Origin of the sequence: Mycolicibacterium novocastrense, from assembly GCF_001570485.1 — a bacterium.
GTDB classification, from domain to species: Bacteria; Actinomycetota; Actinomycetes; order Mycobacteriales; family Mycobacteriaceae; genus Mycobacterium; species Mycobacterium novocastrense.
This window is the reverse complement of the sequence record NZ_BCTA01000043.1, coordinates 1-23097: the sequence shown is the minus strand read 5'-3', so window position 1 is coordinate 23097 and position 23097 is coordinate 1. Positions and strand designations below refer to the sequence as shown.

At 67.4% G+C, this 23097-nt stretch carries 28 protein-coding genes; 16 read left to right on the top strand and 12 right to left on the bottom strand.

Annotated features, from left to right (window positions below; translation table 11 throughout):
* A complete protein-coding gene (locus RMCN_RS17905) occupies positions 1-840 on the bottom strand; it encodes an MlaE family ABC transporter permease (RefSeq protein WP_064416631.1) in 840 nt (279 codons plus the stop codon).
* A gap of 375 nt (positions 841-1215) precedes the next feature.
* On the opposite strand from RMCN_RS17905, the gene fadD8 reads away from it, so the two are divergent.
* Complete coding sequence (gene fadD8 / locus RMCN_RS17900; RefSeq protein ID WP_067392016.1) at positions 1216-2814, top strand: fatty-acid--CoA ligase FadD8; 1599 nt, start codon at positions 1216-1218, stop codon at positions 2812-2814.
* Positions 2815-2926: 112 nt separating this feature from the next.
* Here the strand turns inward: fadD8 and RMCN_RS17895 are convergent, their stop codons facing one another.
* Both RMCN_RS17895 and RMCN_RS17890 read right to left on the bottom strand, forming a co-directional pair.
* Complete coding sequence (locus tag RMCN_RS17895; protein WP_067391939.1) at positions 2927-3529, bottom strand: nucleoside/nucleotide kinase family protein; 603 nt, start codon at positions 3527-3529, stop codon at positions 2927-2929.
* Positions 3513-3710: a hypothetical protein gene (locus RMCN_RS17890; RefSeq protein ID WP_234787702.1), complete on the bottom strand. Its 198-nt coding sequence runs from the start codon at positions 3708-3710 to the stop codon at positions 3513-3515. The genes RMCN_RS17895 and RMCN_RS17890 overlap by 17 nt, the downstream gene beginning before the upstream one ends.
* A gap of 141 nt (positions 3711-3851) precedes the next feature.
* Here RMCN_RS17890 and RMCN_RS17885 point away from each other — a divergent pair, with 141 nt between their 5' ends.
* The 4 genes from RMCN_RS17885 (at position 3852) to RMCN_RS17870 (ending at position 6979) form a co-directional block, all read left to right on the top strand.
* The gene (locus RMCN_RS17885; protein WP_067392014.1) at positions 3852-5054 is read left to right on the top strand and encodes an RNA polymerase sigma factor; all 1203 of its coding nucleotides are present in this window, start codon (positions 3852-3854) and stop codon (positions 5052-5054) included.
* 101 nt (positions 5055-5155) lie between these two features.
* Positions 5156-5611 carry a nitroreductase family deazaflavin-dependent oxidoreductase gene (locus RMCN_RS17880; RefSeq protein WP_064416629.1) on the top strand — a complete coding sequence of 152 codons (456 nt, stop codon included), beginning with the start codon at positions 5156-5158 and terminating at the stop codon, positions 5609-5611.
* 10 nt (positions 5612-5621) lie between these two features.
* The gene (locus tag RMCN_RS17875; protein WP_064351357.1) at positions 5622-6071 is read left to right on the top strand and encodes a nitroreductase family deazaflavin-dependent oxidoreductase; all 450 of its coding nucleotides are present in this window, start codon (positions 5622-5624) and stop codon (positions 6069-6071) included.
* Entirely contained in the window at positions 6068-6979 is a 912-nt protein-coding gene (locus RMCN_RS17870; RefSeq protein ID WP_064416628.1) for a 1,4-dihydroxy-2-naphthoyl-CoA synthase, read from the top strand. The genes RMCN_RS17875 and RMCN_RS17870 overlap by 4 nt, the downstream gene beginning before the upstream one ends.
* Here the strand turns inward: RMCN_RS17870 and RMCN_RS17865 are convergent.
* Positions 6970-7914 carry an oxygenase MpaB family protein gene (locus tag RMCN_RS17865; protein WP_067391936.1) on the bottom strand — a complete coding sequence of 315 codons (945 nt, stop codon included), beginning with the start codon at positions 7912-7914 and terminating at the stop codon, positions 6970-6972. The genes RMCN_RS17870 and RMCN_RS17865 overlap by 10 nt on opposite strands.
* A 146-nt stretch (positions 7915-8060) precedes the next feature.
* On the opposite strand from RMCN_RS17865, the gene RMCN_RS17860 reads away from it, so the two are divergent.
* The 4 genes from RMCN_RS17860 to RMCN_RS17845 all read left to right on the top strand — a co-directional run bounded on the left by RMCN_RS17860 (position 8061) and on the right by RMCN_RS17845 (position 11521).
* Complete coding sequence (locus RMCN_RS17860) at positions 8061-8642, top strand: TetR/AcrR family transcriptional regulator (protein ID WP_067391934.1); 582 nt, start codon at positions 8061-8063, stop codon at positions 8640-8642.
* Positions 8643-8703: 61 nt separating this feature from the next.
* Positions 8704-9588 carry an SDR family oxidoreductase gene (locus tag RMCN_RS17855; protein ID WP_067392006.1) on the top strand — a complete coding sequence of 295 codons (885 nt, stop codon included), beginning with the start codon at positions 8704-8706 and terminating at the stop codon, positions 9586-9588.
* Entirely contained in the window at positions 9589-11130 is a 1542-nt protein-coding gene (locus RMCN_RS17850; protein WP_067391931.1) for a long-chain-fatty-acid--CoA ligase, read from the top strand.
* A 19-nt stretch (positions 11131-11149) separates the two neighbouring features.
* Positions 11150-11521, top strand: coding sequence for a VOC family protein (locus RMCN_RS17845; RefSeq protein WP_064416623.1), 372 nt, complete (start codon positions 11150-11152; stop codon positions 11519-11521).
* Positions 11522-11531: 10 nt separating this feature from the next.
* On the opposite strand, the gene RMCN_RS17840 is transcribed toward RMCN_RS17845, so the two are convergent.
* From RMCN_RS17840 to RMCN_RS17830, 3 genes are read right to left on the bottom strand one after another with little or no spacing between them, the layout of a single operon-like run.
* Positions 11532-11834 (bottom strand): DUF3349 domain-containing protein, encoded by a 303-nt coding sequence (locus RMCN_RS17840; RefSeq protein ID WP_064416677.1) that lies wholly within the window; start codon positions 11832-11834, stop codon positions 11532-11534.
* A 13-nt stretch (positions 11835-11847) separates the two neighbouring features.
* Positions 11848-12132, bottom strand: a complete 285-nt coding sequence (locus RMCN_RS17835) for a hypothetical protein (RefSeq protein ID WP_064416622.1) — start codon at positions 12130-12132, stop codon at positions 11848-11850.
* 13 nt (positions 12133-12145) lie between these two features.
* Positions 12146-13408 carry an inorganic phosphate transporter gene (locus tag RMCN_RS17830; protein ID WP_067391929.1) on the bottom strand — a complete coding sequence of 421 codons (1263 nt, stop codon included), beginning with the start codon at positions 13406-13408 and terminating at the stop codon, positions 12146-12148.
* Between the two features lie 223 nt (positions 13409-13631).
* Here RMCN_RS17830 and RMCN_RS17825 point away from each other — a divergent pair, with 223 nt between their 5' ends.
* Together RMCN_RS17825 and RMCN_RS17820 are read left to right on the top strand one after the other, a co-directional pair.
* The gene (locus RMCN_RS17825) at positions 13632-13934 is read left to right on the top strand and encodes a DUF3349 domain-containing protein (protein ID WP_067391926.1); all 303 of its coding nucleotides are present in this window, start codon (positions 13632-13634) and stop codon (positions 13932-13934) included.
* A 68-nt stretch (positions 13935-14002) separates the two neighbouring features.
* Positions 14003-15190 carry an AMP-binding protein gene (locus tag RMCN_RS17820; protein ID WP_084377547.1) on the top strand — a complete coding sequence of 396 codons (1188 nt, stop codon included), beginning with the start codon at positions 14003-14005 and terminating at the stop codon, positions 15188-15190.
* On the opposite strand, the gene RMCN_RS17815 is transcribed toward RMCN_RS17820, so the two are convergent.
* Positions 15187-15528: a DUF3140 domain-containing protein gene (locus RMCN_RS17815; RefSeq protein WP_067391923.1), complete on the bottom strand. Its 342-nt coding sequence runs from the start codon at positions 15526-15528 to the stop codon at positions 15187-15189. The two genes, RMCN_RS17820 and RMCN_RS17815, sit on opposite strands and share 4 nt — an antisense overlap.
* Positions 15529-15604: 76 nt before the next feature.
* Here RMCN_RS17815 and RMCN_RS17810 point away from each other — a divergent pair, with 76 nt between their 5' ends.
* Complete coding sequence (locus tag RMCN_RS17810) at positions 15605-16219, top strand: pyridoxamine 5'-phosphate oxidase family protein (protein ID WP_067391920.1); 615 nt, start codon at positions 15605-15607, stop codon at positions 16217-16219.
* Between the two features lie 48 nt (positions 16220-16267).
* Here RMCN_RS17810 and RMCN_RS17805 read toward each other — a convergent pair whose 3' ends face one another.
* Both RMCN_RS17805 and RMCN_RS17800 read right to left on the bottom strand, forming a co-directional pair.
* Positions 16268-17029, bottom strand: a complete 762-nt coding sequence (locus RMCN_RS17805) for an SDR family NAD(P)-dependent oxidoreductase (protein ID WP_067391918.1) — start codon at positions 17027-17029, stop codon at positions 16268-16270.
* A 77-nt stretch (positions 17030-17106) separates the two neighbouring features.
* Positions 17107-17697 (bottom strand): TetR/AcrR family transcriptional regulator, encoded by a 591-nt coding sequence (locus tag RMCN_RS17800; protein ID WP_067391914.1) that lies wholly within the window; start codon positions 17695-17697, stop codon positions 17107-17109.
* 110 nt (positions 17698-17807) lie between these two features.
* Here RMCN_RS17800 and RMCN_RS17795 point away from each other — a divergent pair, with 110 nt between their 5' ends.
* On the top strand, positions 17808-19163 hold the full coding sequence (locus tag RMCN_RS17795; protein WP_067391911.1) for a hypothetical protein: 1356 nt from the start codon (positions 17808-17810) through the stop codon (positions 19161-19163).
* Between the two features lie 36 nt (positions 19164-19199).
* On the opposite strand, the gene RMCN_RS17790 is transcribed toward RMCN_RS17795, so the two are convergent.
* The gene (locus tag RMCN_RS17790; RefSeq protein ID WP_067391908.1) at positions 19200-19862 is read right to left on the bottom strand and encodes a TIGR04282 family arsenosugar biosynthesis glycosyltransferase; all 663 of its coding nucleotides are present in this window, start codon (positions 19860-19862) and stop codon (positions 19200-19202) included.
* The gene (locus RMCN_RS17785; RefSeq protein ID WP_067391905.1) at positions 19859-20515 is read right to left on the bottom strand and encodes a glycosyltransferase family 2 protein; all 657 of its coding nucleotides are present in this window, start codon (positions 20513-20515) and stop codon (positions 19859-19861) included. The genes RMCN_RS17790 and RMCN_RS17785 overlap by 4 nt, the downstream gene beginning before the upstream one ends.
* A 103-nt stretch (positions 20516-20618) precedes the next feature.
* Here RMCN_RS17785 and RMCN_RS17780 point away from each other — a divergent pair, with 103 nt between their 5' ends.
* The 3 genes from RMCN_RS17780 (at position 20619) to RMCN_RS17770 (ending at position 22925) form a co-directional block, all read left to right on the top strand.
* A complete protein-coding gene (locus RMCN_RS17780; protein WP_064416612.1) occupies positions 20619-21320 on the top strand; it encodes a response regulator transcription factor in 702 nt (233 codons plus the stop codon).
* On the top strand, positions 21320-22342 hold the full coding sequence (locus tag RMCN_RS17775; protein WP_067391902.1) for a sensor histidine kinase: 1023 nt from the start codon (positions 21320-21322) through the stop codon (positions 22340-22342). Before RMCN_RS17780 ends, RMCN_RS17775 begins: the two co-directional genes overlap by 1 nt.
* 133 nt (positions 22343-22475) lie before the next feature.
* Complete coding sequence (locus RMCN_RS17770) at positions 22476-22925, top strand: nitroreductase family deazaflavin-dependent oxidoreductase (protein WP_067391899.1); 450 nt, start codon at positions 22476-22478, stop codon at positions 22923-22925.
* Positions 22926-23097 lie beyond the last annotated feature (172 nt).

Genomic DNA, 23097 nt, shown 5'->3' with positions numbered 1-23097 from the left:
TCACAAACCGACCCTGGGGAACAGCATGATGTAGAGCTGGCTGATCGCGACATTGACGACCATCAGGATCAGAATCGATTCGACGACGGCGGCGTTGACGGAGTTCGCGACGCCGGTGGGGCCGCCCTGCGTGGACAGCCCCTTCTGACAGGACACCACGGCGACGATGGCACCGAAGATGACCGCCTTCACCATCGCCACGATCATGTCGCCGGTAGTCGTGAACGAGGCGAACGTCGCAACGAAGCTGCCGGGCGCGCCGTTCTGGAAGTAGACGTTGAACAAGTAGCTGGCCAGGAATCCGACGAAGCACACCATTCCGGTGAGCGCCACGCCGATCATGATCGCCGCGGCAAACCGGGGAACGACCAGGCGGCGGATCACCGACACGCCCATCACTTCCATCGCGTCAGTCTCCTCGCGCATCTTGCGCGAACCGAGGTCTGCGGTGATGGCCGAGCCGACGGCGGCCGCCATCAGGATCGCGGCGGTCAGGGATGCCGCCTGTCGGATCACCGCCAGGCCGCTGGCCGCTCCGGCAAGTGACGTGGCCCCGACCTGACCGGCCAGGAGCGCGAACTGGATCGACAGAGTGACGCCGATGGGTAGCGCCACGAGGACCGTCGGCAAGACTGCGGTGCCCGCCATGAACGCGGCCTGCCGAATGAACTCCCACCACTGGAAACGTCCGGTGAACAGGTCGATGAACATGTACTGCACAGTGCGCACGCCCAGCACGAACTGGTCCCCGGCCGTCGCGAGCGAGGCCAGGGGGTGGCGCCTGACGTAGCCGCCGGCCCAGTTGCCGATGACCTCGATTCCGTCACCACGTGCCGTCATGCTGAATCGCAATTCACTTAATGCTCAACCCCCTGCCGGCAGCATTCACTATGCCCTGAGACCGCCGCAGCAATATCCAGTATTTTCCGCCTGTTTGCCGCGGCTGCTCTTTTGCCGCAGCGTCGAGACCCGTCACCACACCAATCATCCGATGAGGATGGACATTAACTTATTCCGAATGTGGGGTGGTCCGATACGGCCCCCCTCCAGTCGTCCGAGGTGCCGACACGAGCAGAGCTCGCGTTAAATACGCATCGCGGACTGCGTGAGGTCAGGGGCTGACAGTCGAGCGCCATCAGCGCTGATAGATCCGCGTGCGCCCCGATTCCCAGGGACTTGCTGACTGGAATTGGAACACGTTCTAATCTGATGGCCATGAGTGACCTGCTGCGCCATCCGATCCACTCCGGCCACCTCACCGTCGGGGCACTGAAGCGGAACAAGGACAAGCCGGTGCTGTTCCTCGGGGACACCACGCTCACCGGCGGACAGCTCGCCGAGCGCATCAGCCAGTACATTCAGGCGTTCGAGGCGCTCGGCGCGGGCGCGGGAACGGCCACCGGCCTGCTGTCGCTGAACCGGCCGGAGGTGCTGATGATCATCGGCGCCGGACAGACCCAGGGTTACCGCCGCACGGCACTACACCCTCTCGGTTCGCTGGACGACCACGCCTATGTGTTGAACGACGCCGGTGTCACGTCGCTGATCATCGACCCGAACCCGATGTTCGTCGAGCGGGCGCGGGGACTGTTGGAGAAGGTGCCCGCGCTCAAGCAGGTGCTGACGATCGGGCCGGTGCCCCCGGAACTGGAGGGCGTCGGCGTCGACCTGACCGCCGAGGCCGCGAAGTACTCGCCGCAGCCGCTGGTGGCCGCGGATCTGCCGCCCGATCACATCGGCGGCATGGCCTACACCGGCGGCACGACCGGTAAGCCCAAGGGCGTGATCGGCACCGTGCAGTCGATCACGACGATGACGACGATCCAGTTGGCCGAGTGGGAGTGGCCGGAACGCCCGAAGTTTCTGATGTGCACCCCGCTGTCGCATGCGGGCGCGGCGTTCTTCGTGCCGACGATCATCAAGGGCGGCGAACTGGTCGTGCTGACCAAGTTCGACCCGGCCGAGGTGCTGCGGGTGATCGAGGAGCAGAAGATCACCGCGACGATGCTGGTGCCGTCGATGATCTACGCGCTGATGGACCACCCCGATTCGCACACCCGCGACCTGTCGTCGCTGGAGACGGTGTATTACGGCGCCTCGGCGATGAACCCCGTGCGGCTGCGCGAGGCGATCGACCGGTTCGGCCCGATCTTCGCGCAGTACTACGGCCAGTCCGAGGCGCCGATGGTGATCACGTACCTGGCCAAGGGTGATCATGACGAGGAGCGGTTGACGTCCTGTGGGCGGCCGACGGTCTTCGCGCGGGTCGCGCTGCTCGACGGTGACGGTAACCCGGTGCCGCAGGGCGAGGTCGGTGAGATCTGCGTGTCCGGCCCGCTGGTGTCCGGTGGCTACTGGAACAAGCCGGAGGCGACGGCTGAGACGTTCCGCGACGGCTGGATGCACACCGGCGATCTGGCCCGCGAGGACTCCGACGGCTTCTACTACATCGTCGACCGCACCAAGGACATGATCGTCACCGGCGGGTTCAACGTGTTCCCCCGCGAGGTGGAAGACGTTGTGGCCGAACATCCGTCGGTCGCCCAGGTGTGTGTGATCGGAACGCCCGACGAGAAGTGGGGCGAGGCGGTGACCGCGGTGGTCGTGCTGCGCCCCGACGCCGACCGCTCCGAGGACGCCGTCGCGCAGATGACCTCCGAGATCCAGGCCGCGGTCAAGGAGCGCAAGGGTTCGGTGCAGTCGCCCAAGCAGGTGATCGTCGTCGACTCGGTGCCGGTGACCGCGCTGGGCAAGCCGGACAAGAAGGCCGTGCGCGCGCAGTTCTGGGAGGGCAGCGACCGCGCGGTCGGCTGAGGCTGGCTTTCTGTTGGCGCGAGCGACCGCGTTTGTACATGCGATAGCGGCGTGTCGACGGGCAGACACGGTCGCTCGCGGGGGTTTAGTTACGGGGTTGCTGCGGGGTTTGCTACGGGGTGACGACGAAATCCGCTCTCGCCCGGGCGGTTTCGATGCGCGCGGCGTTCGGGTCGTCGACCGCGCGCACCCATGCCTCGGCCTGCTCGGGTGACTTACCGAACTCGACGTGCCGGCCGACGAGGCGACGACGGCGTACGTCAGGCGGGGCGTCGACGTACCAGACCTCGTCGAGCAGGGCGCGAATAGTCGGCCACGGGAGCTCGTCATCGAGCAGGTAGTTGCCCTCGGTGACGATCAGTCGATGGCCGGGCAGGACGGGGATGCTGCCCGCGATCGACTGTTCTAATTTGCGGTGAAACGCCGGTGCGTAAACGGTCTCCTCGCGTTGCGCTCGGATGCGTTGCAAGAGAGCGAGATATCCATGGGCGTCGAACGTGTCGATCGCGCCTTTGCGGTGGATGCGGCCCAGCCGCCGCAGTTCGACGTCGGCGAGGTGGAAGCCGTCCATCGGCACATACACCGCGTCATCGGTCGCGGTCGCGATCGCCTCGGCCAGCGTCGACTTGCCCGCACCCGGCGGCCCCGTGACGCCGAGAACGACGCGGGGCTGTCGGCGCTGAAGCGCGTCGAGCCGACTAGTCCAGGAGGGCATCGATTTCCGCGGCGAAGCGAGCAAGTCGCTCCTCTTCGCTGGGAATGCCCCGCTGCTCGTCGGCGGCGCGCTGCCAGCCCAGCCGCCACATCCTCGCGATCGCCCGGTCCCCCAGTCCCGCGTACGGGTTGACGAGCGTGTGCGGGAATGCCTTGCGGCCTTCCCAATACGCTGTAACCAACCTGTGGGTCATACCTTCTAACTTTCCGTCGCCACCAGTTGGAAAGCACTGCGACACGCCGCACGAAAACGGCGGTTTGCATCGGCTCGGCACAATGAAGGCGTGAGCGACGTGCAGGCGACCGTCGACGCGGTGTGGCGCATGGAGGCGGCGAAAATCGTCGCGACGTTGACGCGCTCGGTCGGCGATGTCGGGCTCGCCGAAGACCTGGCCGCCGACGCGCTCGTCGACGCTCTGGAGCAGTGGCCCGTGACCGGCGTTCCGCGCAACGCCGGCGCATGGTTGACCACCGTTGCCAAACGCAAGGCCATCGACTTGTGGCGCCGCCAGGAGAATCTCGACAGCAAATACGCCGCGATGGCTCGCGAACTCGAAAGCCATGTCGAGGAGTCGTGGGACCCCGACCGCATCGACGACGACGTGCTCCGCCTGATCTTCATCTCGGCACATCCGGTGCTGCCGCGGGAAGGCCGGATCGCGTTGACATTGCGGGTCATCGGCGGGCTGACCACCGAGGAGATCGCCCGCGCCTTCCTGACGTCCACCCCGACCGTCGCCGCGCGGATCACCCGCGCCAAGAAGGCCCTCTCGGCCGCGAACGTGCCCTTCGAGGTGCCGGACCGCTCGGAGTATCCGGAGCGGCTCTCGGCGGTGCTGAGCGTGATCTACCTGATCTACAACGAAGGCTACTCGGCGTCGTTCGGACAGCGCTGGATCCGTGACGAGCTGTGCACCGAGGCGCTGCGGCTTGGCCGGGTGCTCGCCGCGCTGGTGCCCGATGAACCGGAAGTCCACGGCCTGGTGGCGTTGATGGAGCTGCAGTCGTCGCGTTTCGCCGCCCGCACCGACAGCGACGGCCGGCCGATCCTGCTCGAGGACCAGAACCGGGCGAAATGGGACCGGGCGCAGATCCAGCGTGGTGTGGCCATGCTCGAACACGCCGCGAACACGTTGCGGCGCAAGGGCACTGGATGGGGCCCGTATGCACTGCAGGCGGCGATCGCTGAGTGCCACGCCACCGCGCCGACCGCAGCCGACACCGACTGGGGCCGCATCGTCGCGCTGTACGACGGATTGGCGCGGGCAGCACCGTCACCGGTGGTCGAACTCAACCGCGCGGTGGCGGTGGCGATGGCCGACGGCCCCGAAGCGGGGCTGGCGATCGTCGACTCGTTGACGGGCCTGGAGGCTTCGTATCTGTTGCCGAGCGTGCGCGGCGAACTGCTCGCCCGGTTGGGCCGAAGCGCCGAGGCCGCCGCCGAGTTCGACCGGGCAGCGGCGATGACCGACAATGAGCGTGAACGAGAAGTCCTGCGCGACAAGGCAAGTCAGGTGCGCCGGTAGCATCGCATCGGCGCCAGGCGTGAGATCGAGGCCGCCCTCGTCGGCCATTCGGGTGCGTTGTTCCGGCTACGTCGTCACCGTCTGAGCGGTAGCCTCCCCGCATGGGCGATCGGACGGCGCCCCCGCGGTGGCTCAAATTCGCCAACAAGCTGGTGATGGTGCTGTTGCGCCTCGGGCTGCCGATCTCACGGCACGAGTCCCCCGTGGTGTTGACCGTGCCCGGCCGCAGGACCGGTAAGCCACGGTCGACGCCGATCACGCCGATGTTCGTCGACGGCGCCCGCTACGTCATCAACGGCTACCCGGGCGCGGACTGGGTGAGCAACGCCCGCGCGGCCAAACAGGTCAAGCTGCGGTATGGCCGGCGATCCGAGCGGGTGCGCCTCGTCGAGCTGACCCCGGACGAGGCGCGGCCAGTGCTGCGGCAGTTCCCGGCGCAGGTTCCCGTCGGCGTCGAGATGATGACGCGCGCCGGGGTGTTGGAGACCGGGACACCCGAGGAACTCGAGGCCATGGCGGGCCGCCTGCCGGTGTTCCGCGTCGAGGTCATCACGTAGCGTTTGCGCCATGTCCGACATTCGCCTGCCCTGGTGGCTGAAGTACGTCAACAAGGTGATGATCGGCCTGCAGAAGCTGGGCATCCTGGGCGACAAGGGCCCGGTCGTGCTCGAGGCGCCCGGGCGCAAGACCGGTAAGCCGCGCAAGACCCCGGTCACCCCGATGGAGGTAGACGGACAACGCTATGTCGTCGGCGGAGTGCCCGGCTCGGACTGGGCCGCCAACGTCAGGGCCGCCGGTGAGGTCACCCTGCACATCGGCCGCCGCAGCGAACGGGTGCGGATGGTGGAGATGCCGATCGACGAGGCCCGACCGTTGCTGCGAGAGTTCCCGTCGAAGGTGCCCACCGGCGTGGACTTCATCAAGGGCGCCGGGCTGGTCACCGGACCCGACCCCGACGAGTTCGAAGCGCTCGCGGGCCGCTGCCCGGTTTTCCGCATCGATAAGGTAACCCCGTGAGTGACAACCCCTTTGACCCGTCGCTGTGGCAAGCCGTCGACGGTTTCGAGCTGACCGACATCACCTACCACCGCCACGTCGTCGACGGCGTCGCGCAGCCCACGGTTCGCGTCGCGTTCGACCGGCCCGAGGTGCGCAACGCGTTTCGGCCGCACACCGTCGACGAGCTGTACCGCGTCCTGGACCATGCGCGGATGTCATCGGACGTCGGTGTGGTGCTGCTGACCGGTAACGGCCCCTCGCCGAAGGACGGTGGATGGGCGTTCTGCTCCGGCGGGGATCAGCGGATCCGCGGCCGCAGCGGTTACCAGTACGCATCGGGCGAGACCGCCGAAACCGTCGACCCTGCGCGCGCCGGGCGCCTGCACATCCTCGAGGTGCAGCGGCTGATCCGGTTCATGCCCAAACCGGTGATCTGTCTGGTCAACGGGTGGGCGGCCGGCGGCGGACACAGCCTGCACGCGGTGTGCGACCTGACACTGGCCAGCCGCGAGCATGCCAGGTTCAAGCAGACCGACGCCGACGTCGGCAGCTTCGACGGCGGATACGGCAGCGCGTATCTGGCGAAGCAGGTCGGCCAGAAGTTCGCGCGTGAGATCTTCTTCCTGGGCCGCCCGTACACCGCCGAGCAGATGCACGCGATGGGTGCGGTCAACGCGGTCGTCGACCACGCTGAATTGGAGAAGGTGGCGTTGGAGTGGGCGTCGGATATCAACGGCAAGTCGCCGCAAGCGATCCGGATGCTCAAGTACGCCTTCAACCTCACCGACGACGGCCTCGTGGGTCAGCAGTTGTTCGCCGGTGAGGCGACGCGATTGGCGTACATGACCGACGAGGCGGTCGAGGGCCGCGACGCGTTCCTGGAGAAGCGGGACCCCGACTGGAGCGCCTTCCCGCGCTACTTCTGAGCGACGGCGCCCGGCACCCGGTAGGCGAACGACTTCTTCTGCCGCTCGGCCATCTTCTCCAGGCACTGGTGGTGCTTGCGGGCGTGGTAGGCCAGCGGGAAGTACGTCAGCCGGTCGGGAAGTACGCGGTAGGCGATGCGGATCGCCTTGTAGATGCGGTTGAGCTGACGCTCCTCGCCGGGGCTCCAACTCACGCCGAGCTTGGCGCGCAGGCGCGGGTCGAGCAGCCCGACGATCGACAGGTAGTTCAAGCGGAGTACCGGCCGCAGCATGGCCTTGATCAGCGGATAGAACAGCGTCGGCACCGACGGCGGCATCTCCATCGTGCCGGTGATCAGGTCGTCCATCAGCTTCCGGGCCTGCGGGGTGGCCTCGAGCTTGTCGATCATCGACTCGAAGTACTCGGTCATCTCCCGATCGGTCTCGGGATAGTCGCGCATCGGCACATGCAGCAGGCGCGCCAGCCGGCGGTTGTCGCGCAGCAGTTGCGTCTTCTCGTCGTCGGTGAAGTCGCGCCCGATCAGCAGGCGAGCGCCGTGCACGTTGACGATGTAGCCGGTGCAGATGACCCATTGGTACGCCTCGGGGTTCAGGGCGCTGATCTGTTTGCCGGTCTCCGCGCTCTTCATCGTCATCGGCCGGTGCATGGCCCTGACCCGGTTTCCCTCGGCGACGGCTTCGGTGCCGCCGTACGTCCACCGCAGCACCGAGTCGATGGACCGGATCGCGCGCCCGCCCGGATCGCCGTGAAATGCCGCCGAGTAGCGGCCGGTGACCTCGGCGATGACGGGATGCATCGCCTGCATCATGAACGCCGCGCCCTCGAAGATCAGGAACGTCCAACGCCCGGTGTGCTCGGCGGTCAGCGAATCCGGCGGGACCAGTTCGATCGGCTCGTCGTCAACGGACAGATCGATGTCCGAAGTGGCGGTCATGGGCGGTGGCCACCTCCAATTCAGGTAGTCAGGCGAGGTTAATATGACCGCCAGGTCGCATTCAAGTCGCGTAAGGGGCGCTCGTGAGCAGCGATAAACGCAGGTCAGCACGCCGTAAGACGCCGAAGCAGCAGCGCTCTCGTGAGATGGTCGCGAAAATCGTCGAGACGACGGCCGGTCTGCTCCTCACCAACGATCCGGCACAGGTGACGACGAACCTGATCGCCGACCGGGCGGGGGTCAGTAAGGGATCGATCTACCAGTACTTCGCCGACAAGGACGAGATCCTCGAGGCCGCCATCGAACACCTCGCCCGCTCGCAGGCACCGGTCATCGAGGAACGCCTGCGGGACGTGACGCTCGCCCAGCCCGCCGAGGCGATGGCCGCCTCCATCGACTTCCTCATCGACGTGACGATCGCCAACCGCGGCCTGCTTCGGTACCTCGCCGAACGACCCGACCATGTGCGCGCATTCGAGAGCATCTCGGGCCTGAACGCCACGCTCGTGGCGATGTCGACGTTGCACATGAACCACTACCACGACCAGTACCGAAACGAGCTCAGCCCAAAGGCGTTGGCGTGGTTGTTCTTCAACATGACGGTGGCGACGACGCTGCGTTACATCGAGTCCGAAGACCCGATCCACTTGGAAGAACTCCGTGCCGGGCTGAAGTTCGCATCGTCGGGCCTGCTGGCCGGCGGCCCCGGCCGCACGCGCGATTCGTGAGTGAATTCGATCAGTGATCGAACGTTTTCACTCACAAACGCCTCACCTAGACTCACCGCTCGTGAGCAAGAGCCCGTTGCGGCGGTTCGCCGATCAACTCGTCCTGACCACCATGCGCCCGCCGGTGGTCCCCGAGTTGCTGCAGTATCAGCCCGGCCGCGACATCGTTGACCTGCGCGGTAAGCGCATCCTGCTCACGGGCGCGTCATCGGGCATCGGCGAGGCGGCCGCGGAGAAGTTCGCCCGCCGCGGAGCCACCGTCGTGGTGGCCGCACGCCGCCAGGAGCTGCTGGGGGCGCTGGTCGAGCGGATCGTCGATCAGGGCGGGGACGCCTGGGCGCACGCATGTGACCTGTCGGACCTCGACGCGGTCGACGGCCTGGTCGAGCGGGTCACCACGGAGCTCGGGGGCGTCGACATCCTGATCAACAACGCCGGCCGGTCGATCCGCAGGCCGCTGGCCGAGTCGCTGGAACGCTGGCACGACGTCGAACGCACCATGGCGCTCAACTACTACGGACCGCTGCGACTGATCCGCGGCCTGGCGCCGGGCATGCGCGAGCGGCGCGACGGCCACATCATCAACGTGTCCACCTGGGGTGTGCTCAGCGAGTCGTCGCCGTTGTTCTCGGTGTACAACGCCTCGAAGGCGGCGCTGACCGCGGTGAGCCGCGTCATCGAAACCGAATGGAGCGCCGACGGAGTGCACTCCACCACGCTGTTCTATCCGCTGGTGCGCACACCGATGATCGCCCCCACCCGCGCCTACGACGGCCTGCCCGGGCTGACCTCCGACGAGGCCGCCGACTGGATGATCACGGCCGCCAGAACCCGGCCCGTGCGGATCGCGCCGCGGATGGCCGTCAGCGCCCAGGTGCTCAACAGCTTCGCGCCCGCGGTCGTCGATGCCGTGATGAAACGGCAACGCGTACAACCGAACAAGTAGATGCCGCACCCTGACATCGCGACCGTCGCCGACATCGCACGCGTCTTCGGCGCCGAACGTCGCGACGCCGTCGCGTTGATATCCGGCGAGCGCACCGCGACGTTCGGCGACCTCGACACGCGCTCGAACCGGGTGGCCCAGGCGCTGCGCGCCGCCGGTGTCGGATTCGGTGACCGGGTCGCGTTCGTCGAGAAGAACGGCATCGAGTTCTTCGAAGTCGCTTGTGCGCTCTCCAAACTCGGTGCGGTCGTGGTCCCGGTCAACTGGCGGCTGGCGCCACCGGAGATGTTGCACATCATCGACGACGCCGGCGCGAAGGTGGTGATCGTCGGCGGCGAATTCTTCAGTCACATGGAGGCGATCGAGGACCGATTGGATGCTCTCGTCGTCGCCGTCGGTGAGCATCCCCGTTGGCCGGACTTCGATCGCTGGATCAGCACCTATCCCGCCGAGGACCCCTGGGTCACAACGCAACCCGACGATATCGCGTTCTTGATGTACACCTCCGGCACCACCGGCTCGCCCAAGGGCGTGATGCTGACCAACGACAACTACTTCTGCAAGGCCACCGGGATCGCCGACAAGTGGCGCTTCGATGCCGACAGCGTGAGCCTGGCCGTGATGCCGATGTTCCACATGGCGGGCTCGGGTTGGGCACTGGTCGGGTTGTGTGAGGGTGCGCGCACGGTTGTGCTTCGCGACGTCGACCCGTCGGCCATCCTCGATGCCGTTGCGCGGCACGGCATTACGAACATGCTGCTGGTTCCGGTGGTGATTCAGCGCCTGCTGGAGACCCCGGGGGTCGCGACGACCGACTTCTCGGCCCTGCGCGCCATCGTCTACGGCGCATCGCCGATCACCGACGACGTCCTGGTCCGGGCGCTCGAACGGTTCAACTGCGATCTGCTGCAGGTGTACGGGCAGACCGAAACCACCGGATCCATCACCCAACTGGACCGTCACGACCCCGAACTGCTGCGATCCTGCGGTAAGCCGTTCGATTGGGTCGAGGTGCGCATCGTCGACGACGCGGGCCGCGACGTCCCCACCGGGGCGGTCGGCGAGGTGTGGACGCGCTCGCGCCAGAACATGCGCGGCTACTGGAACAACCCCGCGGCGACGGCGGCGACCGTCACCCCTGACGGTTGGCTGAAGACCGGCGACGCCGGTTACGTCGACGCCGAGGGTTATGTGTACCTACACGACCGGGTCAAGGACATGATCGTCTCCGGCGGCGAGAACGTGTATCCGACCGAGGTCGAGAACGTTCTGATGACGCATCCGGAGGTCGCTGACGTGGCGGTGATCGGCGTACCGGACCCGACGTGGGGTGAGGCGGTGAAGGCTGTCGTGGTCCCCGCCCCGGGCTGCTCCCCCAGCGAGGTGCGGTTGATCGCGTACGCACGCGAGCGGCTGGCGGGCTTCAAGTTGCCCAAGTCGGTGTCGTTCGCCGAGGACCTGCCCCGCACTCCGAGCGGCAAGATCCTCAAGCGTGCGCTGCGAGAACCCTACTGGGACGGTGTCGGGCGGCGGATCGGCTGAGCGTGATAGACACGATGTCATGGAGATTCTGGCCAGTCGGATGCTCATTCGGCCGGCGGACTACCAGCGTTCGCTGACGTTCTATCGCGACGAGCTGGGGCTGGCGATCGCCCGCGACTACGGTGCGGGCACAGTTTTCTACGCCGGCCAGTCGTTGATCGAACTCGCCGGTCACGGTGGCCCGCGTGCGGGCGGCACGATGTGGCTTCAGGTGCGCGACGTGTACGACACCGAGAAGGAGTTGTCGGGTCGGGGTGTGCCGATCGCGCGGGAGGCCCGCGAGGAACCGTGGGGTCTGCACGAGATGCATGTCAACGACCCCGACGGAGTCCTGCTGATCTTCGTCCAGGTGCCCGAGACCCACCCGCTGCGCCGCGACACCCGGCGGTGATGCCCTGAACTCAGCGGGCCGGCGCCAGCGGCCAGCCGACGGAGGCCAGCCGCGACGCGACCTGGTGCATCTCTTCGGGATTCGGCTCCTGCGCGGTGACCCGGTGGATCGCCGCGCGGATGTCGTCTTCGGTGACGATGTCCGAGTTGGCGCCCTTGAGGACCGCCTGCGCGGCGCTGACCACTTCGTCCTCGGCGAGCGAGCGCTTCAGCAACGCGAGCAGCGGGAAGTAATCGGTGGGCGGCACGCCTTCCGGATACCCGCGGCGCAGCCAGTTGAGCACGCTGTCCAGCACGGTGCGGTTCTCGGTCATGGTGCGGCACATCTCATTTCTGCGGCATGAAGGGGAACAGGTCGATTCCCGTGTGGTGGATGATCGTGGCCCGGGTGATCCACAGCACCGCGGTGACGATCACCCATGCGACGAAGACGAACAAACCGATGCCGAGGTATTTGCGGGCCGGGTTGGGCGCGGTCACGGTGCCGTCGGCGGACTCGTCACCCACGCCGCTGGAGAAGGCCATCAATCCGGTGGCAAACAACGCGGGCAGTCCCGCGCCCAGGACCAGCCCGACCACCAATACCTTCAGAATGCTCTCGAGATAGGTCATCGACGTTCCTCTGCTACACCGTCGCGGCCGGCTTGGCGGGTTCGGGCATGGCCTCCTCGATCGCGGCCCGCAGTTCGGCCGGGACCACGGAGTTGGTGGCGTCGTCCCACTCGGCGTTGACGTTGGTGTGGTCGACCTTCTGCTGCTGGGCGCGCCACCACATGTAGAACGACAGGCCGACCAATACCAGGAAGATGAACCCGTCACCGGCCAGGCCCGATCCGGTGAGTGTCTCGACGCCATGCGCCAGCCAGAACGACAGTGCGCCAACGAGTCCCGCGGCCGGCAGGGTGATCAACCAGGCGACGGCCATCCGGCCCGCCACCGCCCAGCGCACTTCGGCGGCCGGCTTGCCGACGCCGCTGCCCAGGATCGAACCGGTGGCGACGTGGGTGGTGGACAACGCCATGCCCGCGGCGCTCGAGCTGAGAATGATTGCGGCCGAGGATGCTTCGGCGGCGAAGCCCTGCGGTGACTGAATCTCGACCAGACCTTTGCCCAGGGTGCGGATGACGCGCCAGCCGCCCAGGTACGTGCCGAGGCCGATCGCGACGGCACAGCTGAAGATGACCCAGAACGGCAGGCCGTTCTCCTTGACGTCGCCGCTCAGGTGCCCGGTGGTGATGAGCGCGAGCGCGATGACGCCCATCGTCTTCTGTGCGTCGTTGGTGCCGTGCGACAGCGCGACCAGCGAGGCGGTCGCGACCTGGCCCCAGCGGAAGCCCTCCCGGCGGCGACGCTCGGCCACCTTGCGGGTGATCCGGTACACCAGCCAGGTGCCGCAGGCGGCCACCAGGCACGCGATGACCGGCGCGGCGATCGCCGGAATGAGCACCTTCTGGCTGATGCCGCTCCAGTTGACCCCGGCGGTGCCCATCGCGGCCAGGCCGGCGCCGATCAGCCCGCCGAACAGTGCGTGCGAGGAACTCGACGGGATGCCGAACAACCACGTCAGCAGGTTCCACAGGATGCCGCCGATCAGCCCGGCGAAGATGATTGTCAGGCCGGTCGACGCGTCGATCGACGGCAGCAGGGCGCCGGTCTGGCCGTCCTGCACGTTGAGCACCGAGGTGGTCACCGTGACTGCGACCTCGACCGACAGGAATGCGCCGACCAGGTTCAGAATGCCCGCCAGCAGGACCGCGGTCTTGGGCTTGAGTGCGCCGGTGGCGATCGACGTGGCCATCGCATTGCCGGTGTCGTGGAAGCCGTTGGTGAAGTCGAAGGCCAGTGCGGTTGTGATCAACAGCACGAGGACGATCAACTCAGCGCTCACGGCGTTAATTCTGCGGCCATGGAGTTCGTTTCACCTAATCTTCAACGCTCTTCGACCGGCGTGTCATCTGGCATTTCGCCTTCTCGGGCAATGTGTTCACCCATTGTTCACCCGCCGGCGGTCGAGTGTTTGCCACCGGCGCCAAACTCCTCTTTGTTCCGTCGCGCACTAGCATCATCCAATCGAGAGTGGGTAGACCCGATGCGACACGCGGGAGGGCACAGTGACGAAGTTTCTGGCCAAAATTGTCGCGTGGATCACGGCGGGTTACCCCGAGGGGGTGCCCGGGCCGGACCGGGTGCCGCTGTTCTCGCTCCTGCGGCGGCGCCTCACCGAGGACGAGGTGCGAACCGTCGCCATGGAGCTCAAGCGAAACGGCGATTTCGACGATGCCGATATCGGGGTCCTCATCACCCAGATCACCGATGCGTTGCCCACGTCCGAGGATGTGGAGCGGGTTCGCCAACGGTTGGCGGTCCGCGGCTGGCCCCTCGATGACCCCCGCGACGGGGAGGGTGACTCATAGCCGTCCTGCGCCCGGTCGCGGTCGGATCAGGTGCCGCGGCGTTGTCATTGTTGCCCGTCGTGCACGACATGCTGGCCGGCCGCGCCACCGTGCTGCCGATCCCTGCCGAGGATGATCGCGAATCGTCGTTTTTAACAACGGCTTTGCGATGCGGGGCGGAGATCGACGACGACGTGGCGGTGGTGGTGCCGACATCGGGCACCACCGGAACCCCCAAGGGCGCGATGCTGACCCCCGCCGCCTTGACCGCCAGCGCCGAGGCGACACACCACCGGCTCGGCGGACCGGGACGCTGGCTGCTGGCATTGGCGGCGCATCACATCGCGGGACTTCAGGTGCTGATCCGCAGCGTCGTCGCGGGCACCACACCGGTGGCCTTGGCGCCATCCTTCGACCCCTCCGAATTACCCTCTGCCATCAACGCTTTGGGCTCCGGACGTCGGTACGCCTCGCTGGTGGCCATACAACTCGACAAAGCGCTGCGCGACGAGCGGGCGGCCGACGCGTTGGCCGCGCTGGACGCCGTCCTGATCGGCGGCGGCCCGATGCCGGTGGGTCTGGCCGAACGTGCTGCCGCCGCGGGGATTTCGGTCGTGCGTACCTACGGAATGAGCGAGACCGCGGGCGGGTGCGTGTACGACGGTGTGCCGTTGGATGGTGTGCGTGTCCGGATCCTCGACGGCGCGGAGCCGGCGACATCAGGCGGCGGAGCCGGGCAGCCGGCGACATCAAGCGGCGGAGCCGGGCAGCCGGCGACATCAAGCGGCGGAGCCGGGCAGCCGGCGACATCAAACGGGGGCCGGATTGTGTTGGGCGGCCGGACACTTGCGAAGGGCTACCGCAACACGGTGGACCCCGATCCCTTCGCCGATGCGGGCTGGTTCCGCACTGATGACATGGGAGTCGTCGACGCCGAGGGCCGGTTGACGGTTCTCGGCCGGGTCGACGACGCGATCGGCAGCGGCGGGTTGACCATCATGCCGCAGATCGTGGAGGCCGTCCTGGCGACCCACGATGCGGTGGCCGAATGCGCGGTGTTCGGGGTGCCCGATGAGCGGCTGGGCCAGCGGGTCGCGGCGGCCGTCGTACTCGCGCCCGACCGTGCCTCCCCCTCGCCCGCCGAACTACGCGAGCACGTCGCCGCGACCCTGGATGCCACCGCGGCACCGCGCGAGTTCCACGTCGTCGACGAATTGCCGCGGCGCGGCATCGGCAAGATCGACCGGCGCGCGCTGGCGGCCCGGTTCCAGAACTAAGTCACGGGTTTGAGCGGGTCGTGACCGATCGTCATGAGCCTGTGCCGCCAGTTCTCCTGGCCGGCCGTGGGCTCGAAGTCGACGCCGCGTTCGGCATGAACGCGGTCGACAACCTTGCGCATCACCCGCTCGTCCTCGTCGGTGAGATCGACCGACCGCTTCTGCAGGATCTCGAGTACAGCGCGGCCGGTCTTGGTGCCCGACTGGTCGGGCATCTCTTCGGAGTCCTCGGCGGCCGAGCGGGTGCGTAGCCAGTCCAGCAGCTCGCGGGACGTCATGTTGACCACGCGGTGGAATTCGTCCCACAGCTCGGCATCGACCTCGACGTGGTGTGCCATTGCACTCACCTCCGCCCGTTCGGCTACCCGGCGACCGGCGGGGTTAACCCATTGCGCGGTCGAGCATGATGGACCCATGCGTCGCGAAGTCAACACGGTCGACGAGTTACGGGCCATCGTCGGGCGACCGGACCACTACGTCGCCAACAAGGTCAGGGACCGCCTGTCGCCGGCACAGCGCGACTGGCTCGCCCACTCACCGCTGGGTTTCGTCGCGACGACGGATGCGCACGGTCGGGTCGACGTGTCACCCAAGGGCGATCCGCCCGGCTTCGTGCACGTCATCGACGACGCCACGATCGCGATCCCCGAGCGGCCGGGGAACAAACGGGTCGACGGCTATCTCAACGTGCTGCAGAATCCGCATGTCGGCACGGTGTTCCTGATCCCCGGCCGTGGCGACACCCTGCGCATCAACGGAACCGCCAAGATCGTTTCGGACGCCGACTATTTCGATGTCCTTGCGGTCAAGGGCAAGCGTCCGATCCTCGCGTTGGAGGTCGCGGTCGAAGAGGTGTTCTTTCACTGCGCCAAGGCCTTTCTGCGTTCGGAGGCCTGGGATCCGTCGACGTGGAACCCGTCGGCGCTGCCGAGCGTCGCACAGCTACTCAAGGCGATGCGGCCCGAGTGGAGCCAGGCCCAGCTCGACGAGTACTACAGCGACGAGAACACCCGCACCCGGCTGTACTGATTCGGTGTAGTTCGTCGCGGTGGACGCGACGAACTACACCGAAATCACTCAGATCTGGTTGGTGCCGCCGTCGACGGGAATATCGGCGCCGGTGGTGTAGGTGCTCAGGTCCGAGGCGAGGAACAGAACCGCGTTGGCCACCTCGTCGGGCGTGCCACGGCGGCCCATCGGAATCACGCTGCGCTGTTGTCTTTCGAACTCCTCGACGGCATTCGGCCCCTCGACGAGAACGCGCGCCAGGTCATTGAGACCCGGGGTGTCGGTGGCACCGGGACTGACCACGTTGACCCGAATATTCCGGTCGCGCAACTCACTTGCCCACGTGCGCGCCAGCGATCGCACCGCCGCCTTGATCGCCGCGTAGACGCCGATGCCCTCGGAGCCCTTGGCGTTCGTGTTGGAGGAGTTCAAGATGACCGACGCCCCGTCCTCGAGGAGCGGCAGCGCCTTCTGCACGGTGAACACTAGGCCCTTGAAGTCGATGTTGAGCAGGTGATCGAGGTGTTGTTCGGTGATCTCGCCCAGGCGCGCGACGTCGATCACCGCGGCGTTGGCGAACAGCACGTCGATGCGCCTGCCGCTGTCGGCGACCACGGTGTAGAGGCGGTCCAGGTCCCCGGGGTCGGCCACGTCGCCCTGCACCACGGTCACGTTGTCGCCGATCTCCTTGGCCGCGGCCTCCAGTTCCGCCTGCCTGCGCCCGGTGATGAATACGTAGGCGCCTTCCTCGGCCAGCCTCTTCGCGGTGGCGAGCCCGATTCCTGTGCTACCGCCGGTGATCACCGCTGTCTTGTCTGCGAGTAGTGCCATCGCCGCGCTCCTTAGTTCTGGACTGATTGGTCAATAACCAGGGACGTCCCAGCACGAAGTTCTATTCCACGGCGGGCTCAGGCACGCGATATGAGGTCGAGGATCTCCTCGGCGGCCGCGGCGAGTTGGGATGGTTTGACACCACCCTTGCGCAGCGCCTCCAGCCCGCGCAGGAAACCCAGGAGCATGGTCGCCAGTGCCCGCGGGTCGCGATCCTCGTCGATCGAGCCGTCGCGCTGGGTCTGCTCGATGCAGTCGGCCAGCAGGGTGCACCACTCGCCGTACGCCCGTTCGACAGCGCGCTCGACGGCGGGGTCGGTGGCGCTGAGCTCGGCAGCGCTCTTGGCGATCATGCACCCGCGCAACGCCTTGTCGGCAGCGACGGCCTTCGCTTCCGCGCGCACGTGTCGCACCAGCCGGTCGTAGGCATCGCGGCGCGGATCCTGAAGTTGTCTGCGCACATTGTGCATCGAGTCGGCGATGAAGTCGTCCAGAGCGCGCAGATACAGTCCGTGCTTGTCGCCGAACGCGCCGTAGAGGCTGCCTTTGCCCAGACCCGTTGCAGCGGTGAGATCGTCGACCGAGGTGCCCGCATAGCCGCGCGACCAGAACTCGTCGCGGGCCGCGGAGATCACCTCGGCTTCGTCGAATTCGCGCGGGCGCGGCATGATGTCAGCGTACCGGTGTTATGGACCAGCTGGTCCGTAACTCAATGAACCAGGACGGCGCGCAAGGAGGGCGACCACCTTGAGGACGGCTCCGCGAATAGGGTGACGGAATGCGAACCGGTCGCAAGGAGATCGTGGCGGTGGCCGTCGGTGTGTTGCTGGTGGCCGCCGCGTTCGTGGTGCCGCACCTGAACCTCGGGATCGTCACGCCACTGATAAATGCGACACCCGCGCGCATCCGCCAGTTCGCCGATACCGCGCCGATCTTCGGATGGTGGAACGCACACATCGGGTGGGGGACGGTCCCGGCGGTCGTGATCGGCGGCGCGGTCGTGATGTGGGGACCGATGATCGCGCAACGGCTGACGTGGCGTGCTTTGCCGTGGGCGGCGTGGGCGACGGCGTGTGCATGGGCGTTCTCACTGGCCATGATCGACGGCTGGCAGCGCGGTTTCGCCGGCAGGCTAGCCGCCCGCCATGAATATCTGCGTCAGGTTCCCACCGTCACCGACATACCCTACGCACTGCGGACCTTCTCCGACAGAATCCTTGATTACCAACCTGATTCGTGGATCACCCACGTATCGGGGCATCCTCCCGGTGCGCTGCTCACCTTCGTCTGGCTGGACCGCATCGGGCTCAGCGGTGGGGCGTGGGCCGGCCTGTTGTGCCTGCTGGTGGGATCCAGCGCGGCGGCCGCCATCGTCGTCGCGCTCCGTGCACTGGCAGGGGAAGCGACCGTGCGGCTGGCGGCCCCGTTCGTCGCCGTTGCGCCCACGGCGATCTGGATCGCGGTGTCGGCCGACGGCTACTTCGCGGGGGTCGCGGCGTGGGGTATCGCGCTGCTGGCGACGGCGATCGGAGGCACGGCGCGCTGGCCCGTCCTCGCCGCGGCCGGGGCCGGTCTGCTGCTGGGGTGGGGCCTGTTCCTCAACTACGGCCTGGTTCTGATGGCCTTACCGGCGCTGGCGGTGCTGATGTGCGCGTCCGACTGGCGGGCCGCGGCCCGTGCGGCGGTACCGGCACTCGGGGTCGTCCTTGCTGTGGTGGCGGTGTTCGCGGCATTGGGGTTCTGGTGGTTCGACGGCTATCACCTGGTGCAGGAACGCTATTGGCAGGGCATCGCCAACGATCGGCCGTTCCAGTACTGGGGTTGGGCGAACTTCGCTTCCGTCGTGTGCGCGATCGGCCTCGGCAGCGTGGCCGGCCTGGGCAGGCTGTTTGACATCGGGGCGATCCGGCGTCGGCCCGGCCTGCCCATGATTCTTCTCGGCGCGCTGTTGGCGATCCTGTTCGCCGACCTGTCGATGTTGAGTAAGGCCGAGACAGAACGCATCTGGCTGCCGTTCACCGTCTGGCTGACCGCCGCCGGGGCGCTGTTACCGCCGCGGTCGCACCGCTGGTGGCTCGGCGTCAACGTGGTGGGCGCGCTGTTGCTCAATCACTTCATTCTGACGAACTGGTGACGGTCGCGGGCCACGACCCGCGGTCTCGGCGATGCATCAGGCGAGCACCGCCTCGACCGCTCGGGCGAACCGGCTGTCCGGTGCGCATCGCCGGCACACCGCGTCGATGTCGTCGATGGTGTCGAAGTCGGCGAGCTCACCGACCATCTCGACATCTATCCCCTTGCCGTGCAAGGCCGCCAGGGTCAACGCGCCGGTGTCCGGTCGCGACATCGGCACGCCGCGCAGGCATTCGGCCATGGACGGGTGCGAAACGCCCAACAGCCACCACCCACCGTCGGTCGCGGGACCGAGCACCGCGTCTGTTCCCATCAGCGCTTGGGCGCACTCGGCGAGTAGGCCGGCGGTGATCTGGGGGGTGTCCATGCCGATCTGCAGTACGGGGTCGCCGGTAAAGGCGTCGGCGTGCCCGTTGACCAATCGCTCGGCGAAGTCGGCGCCGCGTTGGGGTATCACCGTGAATTTAGCCAGGCGGCAGGTGATTTCGTCGCATCGGCTTGCCTGCTGAAGGTTGCCGGTCATCGCGACGACCCTTCGCCCGGCAGGCGAGGCGGTGACCGCGTCGAGCGTGTCGAGCAGCGCGGCGGCCGCGAGGTCGGCTGCGGCGGCATCGCCGATCGTCGCGGCGAGCCGGGTCTTCGCCAAACCCGGCACCGGGGCCTTGGCCACCACCAACACCGTCACCGCCAGAACCGTCACGAGATCACCCGCCAGAAGTCGAAGGCCGCAATCGCGCTGCCGCGCACCGACCCGCTGACCTTCGACTTACCGCCGGTGCGCGCGCGGTAGTCGACATCGCGCTCGACGACGCGCCACCCGGCGGCCGCCGCCCGGACCAGCAGTTCGAGGGGGTACCCGGAGCGGCGGTCGCTGACGCCGAGATCGAGTAGAGCGTCGCGGCGGGTGACCCGCATCGGGGCGATGTCGTGTACCGCCAGGCCGTGGCGCCGCCGCAGCCGCCAGCACACCGCCGCGGTACCGAAGCGGGCGTGCCACGGCCACTTGAGCCCCGGCACCGGCCGGCGCCGCCCGATCGCCATGTCGGCCCCGCGGTGCAGTTCGTCGACCAGAGCGGGCAGGTCACCAGGGTCCAAGGAACCGTCGGCGTCCAGGACCGCCACGACGGGCGTCGTCGCCGCCACCACCCCGGCGTGCACCGCGGCGCCGTAGCCTGCGCGCTTCTCGGCGACCACCTGCGCCCCATGCTCCCGGGCGACGTCCGCGGTCGCGTCGGTGCTGTTGTTGTCGACCACCAGCGGGCGGTATCCGTCCGGGATCGCGGCCAGCACGCCGGGCAGTGATTGCGCCTCGTTCAGGCACGGCAGCACCACGGTCACCGGACAGTCGGGCATGAGTTCGAGGCTAATCAGCCGCCGGGGGCGCCCACCAGGGGATCAATGACGAATCCGTGACATCGGCGCAGGTAGTCGCCGTACGGGGCTACTCTCGGGAACTGTGCCGCGCGTATTGATCGCCGACGACGACAGCGTCGTGCGTGATGTCGTGCGTCGCTATCTCGAGCGCGACGGGCTCGACGTCGCGATCGCGCACGACGGAGCCGAGGCGCTGCGGTTGCTCGGTTCCCAGCACATCGACGTCGCGGTGCTCGACGTGATGATGCCCGGTCCCGACGGGCTGACGCTGTGCCGCAACCTGCGTCAGCGCGGCGGCTACGCGGTGCCGGTGATCCTGCTGACCGCGCTCGGCGAGGAGGACGACCGGATCGCGGGCCTGGAGGCCGGCGCCGATGACTATCTGACCAAACCGTTCAGCCCGCGCGAACTGGCGCTGCGGGTGCGTTCGGTGCTGCGGCGCGCGCCCGCGCCGACGGGTCGGCGGGCGTTGGACATCACCGTCGGCGGCTTGAGCGTGTCGACGGCCGCCCGCACCGTGACCGTCGACGGAGCACCGGTGTCGCTGACCAACCGCGAGTTCGACCTGCTGCTGTTCTTCCTCACTCACACCGACGTCGTGTTCAGCCGCGAGGAACTGCTGAAACAGGTGTGGCACTGGGATTTCGGCGACTTGTCGACGGTGACCGTGCACGTCAAGCGATTGCGGTCCAAGCTCGGTGGGCACCACAGGGTGCAGACGGTGTGGGGCCGCGGCTATCTGTGGAGCAGCGAGGCACGCTCGCCGGAAGGGCAGAGCGCCTAGTGCCGTCCGACCTCTGGGAGATCACCGGGTTGGCGCTGGCATGCTCGGTTCCCGTGGTGCTCGCGGGTGCGCTCGTCATTCGGCTGGCCCGGTCGTGGTCGTTGGCGGTGAGCATGGTCGCGCTGGTGCTCATCCCGGTGTTGGCGACGTTCACCGGTGTGCTGGGCGCCAGCCGCTTCATGATCACCGAAACCTTCGAGAAGACCGCGATCGTCCTGGTGATCGTCTCGGTGGTGACGATCCCCGCCGCGGTGATGCTGGGGCGCTATCAGGCCCGTCGCACGGTGTGGGAGCAGGAAATCCGCGAGTCGGAGCGAGCCGCCGAGCAATCGCGCCGGCGGCTTGTCGCTTTCGTCAGCCATGATCTGCGGACCCCGCTGGCCGGGATACGGGCGGTATCCGAGGCGATCGCCGACGGTGTGGTGCCCGACGCCGAGGTCCGCGTCCACGCGAAAACCATTGAGCAGGAGTCGGTCCGGCTCTCCGAGATGGTCGACGACCTGTTCGAGATGTCGAAGATCAACGCGGGTGCGGTCCAGCCGGTGTTCGACAAGGTGGCCCTCGACGAGGTCGTCGACGACGTGGTGAGTGCGCACCGGATCACTGCCGAGCGTGCGGGTGTGGCGTTGACGGCCGAACTACCGCAGACACCGGTCCGGGTGCTGGGCAGCGACCGTGCGCTGGTGCGGGTGCTGTCCAACCTGGTGGCCAACGCGATCGCCCACACCCCGGAGGGTGGCCGGGTGTCGCTGTCGCTGGGATCTGACGAGAACGGCGCGTGGGCGCGTGTCGACGACACCGGCGTGGGCATCGACGAGGCCGACCTGCCGCGGGTGTTCGACGTCGCTTACCGCGGCTCGAACGATCGCGTGCCGCGCGCCGATTCCTCGCTGCCCAGCGGGTCGGGGCTGGGGCTCGCGATCGCCGCGGGGCTGGTACAGGCGCATCGCGGAACGTTGTCGGCGCGCAACCTGGGCAACGGGGCACGTTTCGAGGTGCGGCTGCCGCTGGCGGCCGACTGACTTCTTCGTCGGCGAAACCGCATCCCTGGACGTTGACTTTTCGCGACGAGGGATTCTCGTTCGTCGTCTCGGGGTTGTTTTTGAGTAATCACTCAATTATCGTCGTGAATCTGATCCCACGAGGAGGTTCGAGATGGCCACACGGAGTGCCGACAAGGCGGTGCGCAAGTTCAAGTTCGAGCGGCAGCTGGGTCGTGTCCTGATGAACCCGGTGGTCGCCGCGCTGGACCGCGTCGGTATCCGCTCGTCGCTGGTGGTCGACCTCGAGACGATCGGCCGCAAGAGCGGGGAACCGCGGCTCGTGCCGCTGGCGGGCCGCGCCGACGACACCGGTGTGTGGGTGATCTCTCAGCACGGCCGCCGCGCGGGCTGGGCGTACAACATCGCCGCGAACCCTCATGTGCGGGTGCGCGTCAACGACGAATGGCGCACGGGCACCGCGACATTCGAACCCGACGATGACGTGCGTGCCCGCGCACGCAGCTTCGGCGGCGCGGGCAGGCTCGGTCAGTCGGCGACCGCGTTGACCATGCGGGCGATGGAAAGCGACCCGATCTCGGTGCGGATCACGTTCGACGCCTAGCGATTTGGTGCGCTAGTTGTGATGCCCAGGGAGGTTGGTCAGTCGGGTGACCGGTGGGCGGCCTCCGATGGCGGAGTGGGCTCGGTTCTCTGGGGGTCCTGCCCGGCTGCCGTGACGGATCTCCGCGTTTCCGCAGGTCACGTGGCTAGTGTCTGAAGGTTATCCATTGCAA

Bases quoted from the DNA above. Each gene is read 5' to 3' on its own strand.
- RMCN_RS17905 (WP_064416631.1), bottom strand. From the start codon at position 840: ATGACGGCACGTGGTGACGGAATCGAGGTCATCGGCAACTGGGCCGGC.
- fadD8 (WP_067392016.1), top strand. From the start codon at position 1,216: ATGAGTGACCTGCTGCGCCATCCGATCCACTCCGGCCACCTCACCGTC.
- RMCN_RS17895 (WP_067391939.1), bottom strand. From the start codon at position 3,529: ATGCCCTCCTGGACTAGTCGGCTCGACGCGCTTCAGCGCCGACAGCCC.
- RMCN_RS17885 (WP_067392014.1), top strand. From the start codon at position 3,852: ATGGAGGCGGCGAAAATCGTCGCGACGTTGACGCGCTCGGTCGGCGAT.
- RMCN_RS17880 (WP_064416629.1), top strand. From the start codon at position 5,156: ATGGGCGATCGGACGGCGCCCCCGCGGTGGCTCAAATTCGCCAACAAG.
- RMCN_RS17875 (WP_064351357.1), top strand. From the start codon at position 5,622: ATGTCCGACATTCGCCTGCCCTGGTGGCTGAAGTACGTCAACAAGGTG.
- RMCN_RS17865 (WP_067391936.1), bottom strand. From the start codon at position 7,914: ATGACCGCCACTTCGGACATCGATCTGTCCGTTGACGACGAGCCGATC.
- RMCN_RS17860 (WP_067391934.1), top strand. From the start codon at position 8,061: ATGGTCGCGAAAATCGTCGAGACGACGGCCGGTCTGCTCCTCACCAAC.
- RMCN_RS17850 (WP_067391931.1), top strand. From the start codon at position 9,589: ATGCCGCACCCTGACATCGCGACCGTCGCCGACATCGCACGCGTCTTC.
- RMCN_RS17845 (WP_064416623.1), top strand. From the start codon at position 11,150: ATGGAGATTCTGGCCAGTCGGATGCTCATTCGGCCGGCGGACTACCAG.
- RMCN_RS17840 (WP_064416677.1), bottom strand. From the start codon at position 11,834: ATGACCGAGAACCGCACCGTGCTGGACAGCGTGCTCAACTGGCTGCGC.
- RMCN_RS17835 (WP_064416622.1), bottom strand. From the start codon at position 12,132: ATGACCTATCTCGAGAGCATTCTGAAGGTATTGGTGGTCGGGCTGGTC.
- RMCN_RS17820 (WP_084377547.1), top strand. From the start codon at position 14,003: ATGCTGGCCGGCCGCGCCACCGTGCTGCCGATCCCTGCCGAGGATGAT.
- RMCN_RS17815 (WP_067391923.1), bottom strand. From the start codon at position 15,528: ATGGCACACCACGTCGAGGTCGATGCCGAGCTGTGGGACGAATTCCAC.
- RMCN_RS17810 (WP_067391920.1), top strand. From the start codon at position 15,605: ATGCGTCGCGAAGTCAACACGGTCGACGAGTTACGGGCCATCGTCGGG.
- RMCN_RS17805 (WP_067391918.1), bottom strand. From the start codon at position 17,029: ATGGCACTACTCGCAGACAAGACAGCGGTGATCACCGGCGGTAGCACA.
- RMCN_RS17800 (WP_067391914.1), bottom strand. From the start codon at position 17,697: ATGCCGCGCCCGCGCGAATTCGACGAAGCCGAGGTGATCTCCGCGGCC.
- RMCN_RS17795 (WP_067391911.1), top strand. From the start codon at position 17,808: ATGCGAACCGGTCGCAAGGAGATCGTGGCGGTGGCCGTCGGTGTGTTG.
- RMCN_RS17785 (WP_067391905.1), bottom strand. From the start codon at position 20,515: ATGCCCGACTGTCCGGTGACCGTGGTGCTGCCGTGCCTGAACGAGGCG.
- RMCN_RS17770 (WP_067391899.1), top strand. From the start codon at position 22,476: ATGGCCACACGGAGTGCCGACAAGGCGGTGCGCAAGTTCAAGTTCGAG.